The sequence below is a fragment of the Nocardia sp. NPDC005366 genome (assembly GCF_040606855.1).
Taxonomy (GTDB): Bacteria; Actinomycetota; Actinomycetes; order Mycobacteriales; family Mycobacteriaceae; genus Nocardia.
In genome coordinates this window covers 155,825-163,946 of sequence record NZ_JBEXFQ010000019.1, presented here as the reverse complement: position 1 = coordinate 163,946, position 8,122 = coordinate 155,825, and the positions used below count along the sequence as shown (strand labels likewise).

The window sequence follows — 8,122 nt, the reverse complement described above, 5'->3', positions numbered from 1 at the left end:
CGGACAACCAACCTTTCGGGAATCATCTGACCAGCCGAAAACCATGCAACAAGAACCAATCCAGCAACAGGTTCGAACTGGCGATAGAAATATCGGGGGTGACCCCGATGATTTCGTTGCTTTGGTGATCGCGGCGCGGTTGGTGCCGCAGCTGCTGGTGGTCACCGCTGACGAGGTCGGTGGTCTGCGTGCGGAGCTGGCGCGGCGGGTGCTGGAGCTGCTGGGGCGAGGCGATGTCGAGGTGATCGAAGGGATCGATCTGGGCGGGCGTCGTTTGTTTCTGCCCGATCCAGGCCAGTCGGTGCCGCCGTATGTGCTGGCGAGTGTGGAGGAGCGCGAAGACCGCCGCCACGAACTGGCCGATGCGTTGAATCAGCGGATCGTGAATTCCGACGGGCCGGTGCGGTGGGTGGGCTGCGGGCCGATGACCAACCTGGCTACCCTGCTGCGGGCGGCACCGGAGATCGCCGAGCAGATCACCGTCACCCAGATGGGCGGATGGGTCGATCACTACCGCGATCCCGAACGCGCTGAACACAACTTGCGTACCGATAGCCTCGCGACCGGGTGGGCGCTGCGGATACTGCCCGCACCACGACTCGTACTGGCCGATCACACCAATCACCCGGCGATCCAGGTGACCGCCGACTGGGCGTTGATGCAGGCGTGGGAGTCCGACGCCGCCCCGGGATGGGCGCGGCTGCTGTCGGCGCATTTTCATCGGTGGATCGCGCGCGGGTACGAGGGGTCGTGGATGCATGACCCGCTCACCCTGTCGGCCGCGTTGGGCCTGCCGTTCGTGAGCTTCGCCGAAGAACGTCTGCGTATCGGCGACGACGCCCGCCTCTACCGCGACCCCTACGGGCGGGTCATGCAGGTTTCGGTCGCGGCCGACTACGCGGGTTTCCTGCGCTGGCTGCACCAGGTGCTCTCGTGGTGAACCACCACGCACCCAGCCGCTCGTCGACGTGCCGTCGGAGCGGTTTTCGGCTGCGCGGTCGCGCCATTGCGTGGTGAGCGAGAAGTGCGCGATCAAGCCATACACGGTCTGGGTTTGGACGACTTGTCACCACAGCCAACGAGTGCCGGATAGGCGCTCGAGTCAGGACTTCATGAGTACTCCGTTGCCCTCGAAAGACATGGTCGCGAGCGCGTGCGCCGGGATTGTCGCCCTCGACCATCCGGTCCTGCATGCCGCTCGGGAGTTGGGCGAGCTCCACCAGGCACGGGAGCACACCAACGTGGACGCCTTCGACTGTGAGCGGACGCGACTGGTCGGCCGTATCGATGAATGGGTGGCCGCGGTGATCCCGGCGACTCTGGGTGCCGCGTACCTGCATTCGGAGACCGTCGGCATGATCGTCGATCGCCTCGCTCGGCTTTCGGTCGATGCCCGTGCCGCCGATGCCGAGCCGGGTTCGGTGTCGTGTCCGGGGCGGGCTCGCGATCGGTTCACCGAATTGGCCGATGCCTATGGTGATCTCGCTTTCGAGATCGCGCGGGGGACGCGTCGCCTGCCGAGGTTCTGATGTCGACCGTTCCCGAACCGCGGATCATGGTGACCCGTCTACCTCGCCTTGGCCCGCCACCCGCGATTCGCATTCCCGGTCGCGGCGGTAAAGCGGGTTCATTGGCCGAGGTCGGCGCGGTGGTGTAGCTGCTGGGCGATGGTCTCGGGGGAGGCGGGGGTGACGGTCGTGTCGTTGTTGTCGACGGTGATCAGGTAGCGGCCGTGGGCGGGTTGGTCGTCTCGGATGTCGATCCAGCTCAGGTAGGTCGGCGGGTAGGGGCGCGGCTGGTGGAGGTGGCGTTCGACGCGGAGGTGGCCTTCGGCGCTGCGGGGTAGTCGGATCAGACTGCGGATGCGTTCTTCGACCGGACGCCCGTGATCGGCCGATACCCGCCACGCGGTGGGTTGTTCTTCACCACGGACGCGGGGGGTGTATCCGGTCATCGCAGCGACCGTGCCAGCGGGTGTCCTGGGCATGGTGTGGGCGATGTGTTTGGCGAGGTGGTGTCGTTGGGTGACGACCAGTTTGAGGTCACCACCGAAATCGGCTGTGGCGCCGGAGCGTTGATAGAGCACGACCGCGAGGTCGGCGACAGCGACACCGAGCGTGCGGACTCGCTTGTGGGAGCGAAGTGATCGTCCGACGCACACGATGCGCAGTTCCGGGTCGGCGAGTGCGCGCAGCGGGCCGGTGAGGTCGGGATCGGCATGGCGTGGGAAGCGGCGACGAATGTCGGCGGCGAGCAGGTCGTAATCGTTTTTGGTGGTGGGTGTTTCGAGGATGCTGATCGGATCGGGGTATTCGTCGGCTCCGGTTTCAGCGCCCCATATCCAAGCGAATTCGTCCGGGTTGAATTCCCATACGGTCTGCGGGTTCACCTGGCCCGTCCGGCCTCGTCATCGGAGGCCCGGTCGGTGCTGGTCGTTGTGGTGATCCGGGTGGTCAGGTCGTCGCCGCTGCCCGGCCCTCCGCCCGCGAACGGCCCGCTGCCGGTGATCGTCACGACCTGCTCACCAGCAGAGTCCCCCTCGGAGGTCTCGCCGATCTGTGGATCGTTGCCGGTAACAGGTTCCGCCGCTGGCCTTTCGCCCGGGTTGCCACCGTCGCCGCCTGGCCCGATGTCGGCGGGCAGGGTGGCAGCGCCTGCGAATGTCGACTGCGGGTTCGCCTCACCGTGCGCGTCACCGGGTCTGGCGGTCGGCTCGACATGGCCACGGAACGCGGAATCGTCGCTCGCTGGTGCGGGCGGCTGGTGTGGGTGTGTGGTGGCGGGGTAAGTCGCAGCGGGATTCACGACGGCGGGGGTCGTGGCCTGTGGCAGCGTCGGCCGTGCCGGTGGCCGCTGCGGCGGTGCCGGTACTTCGGGGCGGGCCTGGGGCTCGTGGCGTGGGTGTGCGGCGCTCGGGCTCTGGGGACGCGCCGGGGATGCGGGTGAATCGGTGTAGGCCGCCGCCGGGTTGGTGAAGGCCGTGGTGGGGTTGTGGGGTTCTCGTCCGAAGTCGGAGGCGTCGGCGCCGATGACTCCGGCGGGGCTGTCGAGCCCTTGGGTCCAGTCCGAGTAGACCTGCCGCAGGTAATCCGGGGACTGGTGGGTGTTGTCGTCGTCGTCCTTTTTCCCGCGTGTCCCCGCACCCGGACCCATCGACCCCATCGGGGTTCGCGTCGCCCCACGATTATTGGCCGCCGACGCCGACGTTGCCGAGTTCGCGGTAGCGCCCGGCAGCGGCGAGTTCGTCACGCTGCGCCCGAGCCCCGGAGACCCTGGCGTGCCCGATCCCGGTGTGCCTGATCCTGGCGTGCCCGATCCCGGGGTGCCCGATCCGGGGTTGTTCCCGCTGCCGTGCCCGGACCCGTTCAGGCCGAGCGTGGGACTCGTCGGGGATGTGGGTGCGGTGCCGACTCCGGCCGGTGTTGTCGCCGTGCTCGGCGTGGTGTTCTGGCCGGTGCCCGACAGCCCATCGGGCAGGTCGAGCCCCGACGGCACGGTCGCGGACTCATTCGCCGACGACGCGGCAGGCGACTGGATACCCGACGGCGACTCCTGTGTGGGCGCGGCGCCCTCCGGGTTCTGTTGACCCGCACCCGCGTTCGGTCCGAACTGGTTGCCGGATCCAAGAGCTGAGGTTCCCGGGTTCGTGTTCGTTCCCGCTGTGGTGTCGGTGCCGCCGATGTGCGGGACGGAGGTGTATGCGGGGACGTCGGTGCCTGCGGGTGGGAAGACAGGGGTGTAGGCGCTGTTGAGTGCGCGGATCACGGCTTGGCGTGCTTGTTCCTGCGCGGTGCGGGTCTGGTCGTCGTATTCGGGATTGATCAGCCCGGGCAGGATCGACTCCACCTGGTTGTCGGGATTCAGCGGCGGCGCGGCGGCGGGAGGGGGCTGTACCGCCGCGCGCACGGCTTCGGCGGACCAGGACAGGGCATCGAGTCGGTCGGCCACCGAGTCGAAGACACGCCCGATCTGGTTGGCCGCGGCCGACAACCGCGTCGAGGCGGCTTGTGCCGCGGCACCGCTGGCGCCGTCCCACAGGCCGTTGCCGAAGATCCGGGCCAGTCCCATGGCGTTGAACGTGGACAGGTTGGCCAGATCGGAGTAGCTCGCGAACCATGTCCGTTGCAGCGTCCGTAAACCGGCCGCGTCCATGCCGCCGGGACCGTGGACGGCTTGATACATCTGTTCGTGTGTCATGCCTTCGAAATGTTCGATGGTCTGCACGAAAGCCGGGTCTGTTCCCGCGCCGAGGTCGTCGAGTTCGGCGTCACCGGCACTGACCCGCGTCTGCGCCGCTGCCGCGTTCTGCTGCGCGGTGGTCACCGTCGCGATCGCGGTAGCGTCGAGCGTTCCCTGCGCCGGGACGGGATTCGGGATCCCGGGTAGCGCAACGGGATTGGTAGCCGGTCCGTCGTGGTCCCCCACTGCTCCCCCAAATGTCGCGAACAGAGTCTCCCTGCCGCGAGCCTAACACGGCCCACATCGACCTCGAGGTGCCCGAAACGGTGCTCTCCGGCCGCTGATCGGCCGAGGAGACTCACGCCGAGTCCGTGGTGCGAGCGGGCTGGAGGTCGCCGGGTGGTTGGCTGCTGGCCCGGGCCACCGATAGGGTGAAAGCGAGAGCTCGCCGCTACGGCGGCACGGCACGACTCAGGGGGAATCGACGGTGCTTCGTGCAGACATAGATCAGATGAACAGTCTGGTGAGCGTGTTGAACGATGTCGGCAACGGCATCGACGCACTCGAAATCCGCACCGTCGGTGACCAACTCGCCGCGGCACTGCCCGGTGCGCCGATCCCTGCCACGTGCGCCAAAGCCGGAGAGTTCACCGAAGGCGCTTGGCTGCGGGTCGCCGACCGGATCCGTCAACTCGCGGCCATCACCAACCGATGCGCCGCCGACTACCAGGCCACCGACGAGACCTTCGCCCAACAACTGGGCACGATGGCGTTCCAGCAGCCCCAGGCCCGCTGATGCTGGTACTCACCAAAACACAGGTCGAGGGATGGCAGACCTGGAAACTCTCGGACTGGGCCGCCCTGATCGAAGCCCAGAACCAAACCTTCCAGGACCACCTCGCGCGCATGCGCGGTCACTTCACCAGCCTCGACAGCGCCTGGTCGGGCAAAGCACACGACGCCGCCTACGACCGCATCGCCACCGAACACGACCAAGACAGAAAACTCGCCGACGAAGTCACGCAACTGGTTACCGCCCTGCGCGCGGCCGACGCACGCCTGGGCGGTGAACGCCGAGTACTGCTCGACCGGGTCACCGACGCCCAAACCCCGTACGTGTTGAACGGCAACACCATCGACATCACCGTGACCGACCAGTGGGAAGTCACCACGACATCGAGCTTCGCCGGACCGGTCTCCGCCGACGCGCTCGCCACACTGCAAAACGAAATCCGGGCACGACAGACCGCCGTCAACACCGCCTACTACAACTTCGCCAACGCGGTCACCGAAGTCGACCAGGCCCTCAACACCGAGGCCGGTGAAATCCGCGCCAAGGGCGACCTGCTCGGCAACGGCATCGACGCGGGCACCGGCCTCGACGCCGGTTTGACCGCCGAGCAGGGACGCGCCGACGGCGAAACCCTCGCCGACGGCAAACTGTCCAGCGCCGAGATCGAACGCATCGCGAAAAACCTCACCGCCGCAGGATTGACCCCGAGCCAGCTCGCCGCGCTCGAACGCGGCGAAGAGGTCACCATCCCCGCCTCGACCATGAACTACCTCACCGAGCTCTACGACAAAGCCGGACGCGACGGATTGATCGGCGTCTCCGAACAGCTCCGCAGCGACAGCTCTCCCTCCTCGGGCAAGCTGCGCGAGAGTCTGGCCAACGGCCTGCTCACCGTCTCCAACGACAACGTCGTCGGACGTGACTACCGCACCGGCAAAGACGACCGCGGGGGTTGGGAGAAACTCGACCCCGAAGTCAGAGAGATCATCGGCACCAGGCCCGCCCTGGGCACCGACGCCCCCGACGCCAACACCACCCGGCTGCCCGACGACTACCGCAACAACGCCTGGGACTCACGCAACGTCACCGGCTCCTACAAGGACTACGTCCAGGACCTCAACCAGTTCGGCGACTTCCTCAACGCCTCCAGTGACGGCTACCAGCCCGGCGACCGACTCGGTGTCGAACTGTCGCGCCAAGCCGCACATCAGATCTGGCTGGCCGACAGCGGCGAATACAGCAGCAAGATGAACCCCAACGAAACCAACCTCATCAACAGCCGCGTCAACAGCACCGCCCAAGCCCTGCTCGATGTCGGTACACGCAACGAAGTCTCCAACCACGCGATCCTCACCGACAACGGCAACAACCCGCTCATCCATAGCGGCGATCCCGGACAGACCCTCAACGACCACTACAAATTCGACACCACCATCGCCCCCATGCTCGAACACCGATGGCAGGACGACGGTCAATCGGCGGCTGGGTTGTTCAACTGGATCAACGAGGACGCCACCTCCCCCGACCACGACACCGCCGCACGCGCAGGCCAAGGCGCGTCCGCGATTTCCAGCTACGTCGCTGCCAACAGCGATCACCTACTCGACCTCGACGGTGACCGCACCGAGTCGTTGGGCCAACGTAACCCCGCACTCCTTCAGGGGATGGCCGAATCGCTGTCCCCCTACATCGCGAACATGGCTGGTGTTCCCGATGGCGCGACACTGACCGAAGGCTTCACCCCTCCCGACGATCTGCGCAAGGGAGGCGGTTGGAATTTCGAGAACGCTCAATCTGTCTTCGCGGTCATGGATTCCGACAAGGGCGTAGCGGCCTATTGGAACGCTCAGGCGATGGCGACCGGTTCGGAGCTCGAATCTCAGTGGCTGTCCAGCGCGCTCGACAACCCGCACGGGGGCAATTCGAACTATGCGAGTTCGGTCGGCGTGATCCAGGGCCTGATCGACCAAGGTCTTACCGCCGAGGCCGCAGACCGCACCCGAGACCAAACAGCCGAGGCCGCACGCGAATACGCCGACAAGAGCGAACGCTACGACGCAGCCAAGGGGCTACTGACCACCGGCATCAAATACCTACCGATCGTCGGACCGACAGTCAGCGACATCGCTTCGAACTCCGCGTCACCGGCCATCGACATCGCCAACACCTACGTCAAGAACGCCACCCTCGGCCTCTACATGGCACCCGACCCCGCCACGCCGAACGCTGACGGGGCGGCCAGCCCTATCGACCCCCAACGCTGGTACCGCACGACCCAACAACTCGAAGATCTCCGTGGACCGGTAACCCACGACGCCGACTTCGACTATCTGTTCGACTCGTCCGGCAAACTACTCGGCTACGACAGCCTGATCAACAACCAGAACATCAGCCCCGGCCAACTGTCGGAAGACCTGAACGCCGTGCTTCGAAACTACGGCGACGGCGGGCTCGCAGGTCAACTGACCACCTTCGATCAGCATGTGACCAACGGACGGACGGCCGTCAAATGACACCGAACAACGCCCGACGCGGACAGCGTTTCGACACCGGTCGAGCCCGCGCACTCTGCCGTGGCGCGCTTATGGCTCTCGTGATATCGACATCTCTTGCCGCCGTGTCGTGCACGCCCGCAACGGTCGAATCTCCGCCATCTCGAACTCTGGGGGAATTTTGCGAGCCGCTCCGCGATTTCCTCGCCGAGCAACAAATTGTTCGAGACGCAAAGGTAGAGCCGTTTCAGAACCGGCTGAACAAACAGGTCAAGGATATTTCTGACGATCAGATCAGGTGTGACTACGAATCGGCAGATTCCGACGGAGTCTATGCTATCTCGATCCTATCGCCGGTCGAGGGTGAGTTCAATTTCGACGAGACCAACAAGTTTCTGACGTCGGATGTACGAGGGTACGTGTACCTGGACGGTCATTCCTCTCCGGTTTGGCTGCGAGACGCTCGACAATTCGACGAAAAGTTCCAGACAAAATCCACAGCAGACTTTACGACTACCGTGGGAAGATGGCAGGGCTCGATCGAACTCTTCGGAGGGAAGAAGCCGCTACCAGTTTCCGATGCCCAAGTATCGCAGTTGGCCGACGCGTTGATAGCGGCAACCGCAAAGATGAACGAGTCGCCAGCAGGCTCCTGATC

General features: G+C 65.6%; 7 protein-coding genes. 5 read left to right on the top strand and 2 right to left on the bottom strand.

What is annotated here, in order from left to right; translation table 11 throughout:
* Together ABZS43_RS22410 and ABZS43_RS22405 are read left to right on the top strand one after the other, a co-directional pair.
* Window positions 1-940 (top strand): nucleoside hydrolase (locus ABZS43_RS22410; protein WP_355037866.1); only part of this gene is annotated, 940 nt, incomplete at its 5' end.
* Window positions 941-1,112: 172 nt separating this feature from the next.
* Window positions 1,113-1,529 (top strand): DUF4254 domain-containing protein, encoded by a 417-nt coding sequence (locus ABZS43_RS22405; RefSeq protein ID WP_355037865.1) that lies wholly within the window; start codon window positions 1,113-1,115, stop codon window positions 1,527-1,529.
* 98 nt (window positions 1,530-1,627) lie between these two features.
* On the opposite strand, the gene ABZS43_RS22400 is transcribed toward ABZS43_RS22405, so the two are convergent.
* The gene (locus ABZS43_RS22400) at window positions 1,628-2,389 is read right to left on the bottom strand and encodes an ESX secretion-associated protein EspG (RefSeq protein WP_355037864.1); all 762 of its coding nucleotides are present in this window, start codon (window positions 2,387-2,389) and stop codon (window positions 1,628-1,630) included.
* Entirely contained in the window at window positions 2,386-4,425 is a 2,040-nt protein-coding gene (locus tag ABZS43_RS22395; protein WP_355037863.1) for a hypothetical protein, read from the bottom strand. The genes ABZS43_RS22400 and ABZS43_RS22395 overlap by 4 nt, the downstream gene beginning before the upstream one ends.
* Before the next feature lie 277 nt (window positions 4,426-4,702).
* Here ABZS43_RS22395 and ABZS43_RS22390 point away from each other — a divergent pair, with 277 nt between their 5' ends.
* Genes ABZS43_RS22390 through ABZS43_RS22380 form a run of 3 tightly spaced genes read left to right on the top strand, consistent with a single transcriptional unit; the run spans window position 4,703 to window position 8,120 of the window.
* Window positions 4,703-4,975 carry a hypothetical protein gene (locus ABZS43_RS22390; RefSeq protein WP_355037862.1) on the top strand — a complete coding sequence of 91 codons (273 nt, stop codon included), beginning with the start codon at window positions 4,703-4,705 and terminating at the stop codon, window positions 4,973-4,975.
* The gene (locus ABZS43_RS22385; protein WP_355037861.1) at window positions 4,975-7,485 is read left to right on the top strand and encodes a hypothetical protein; all 2,511 of its coding nucleotides are present in this window, start codon (window positions 4,975-4,977) and stop codon (window positions 7,483-7,485) included. Before ABZS43_RS22390 ends, ABZS43_RS22385 begins: the two co-directional genes overlap by 1 nt.
* A complete protein-coding gene (locus ABZS43_RS22380) occupies window positions 7,482-8,120 on the top strand; it encodes a hypothetical protein (protein WP_355037860.1) in 639 nt (212 codons plus the stop codon). The genes ABZS43_RS22385 and ABZS43_RS22380 overlap by 4 nt, the downstream gene beginning before the upstream one ends.
* Window positions 8,121-8,122: the final 2 nt, after the last annotated feature.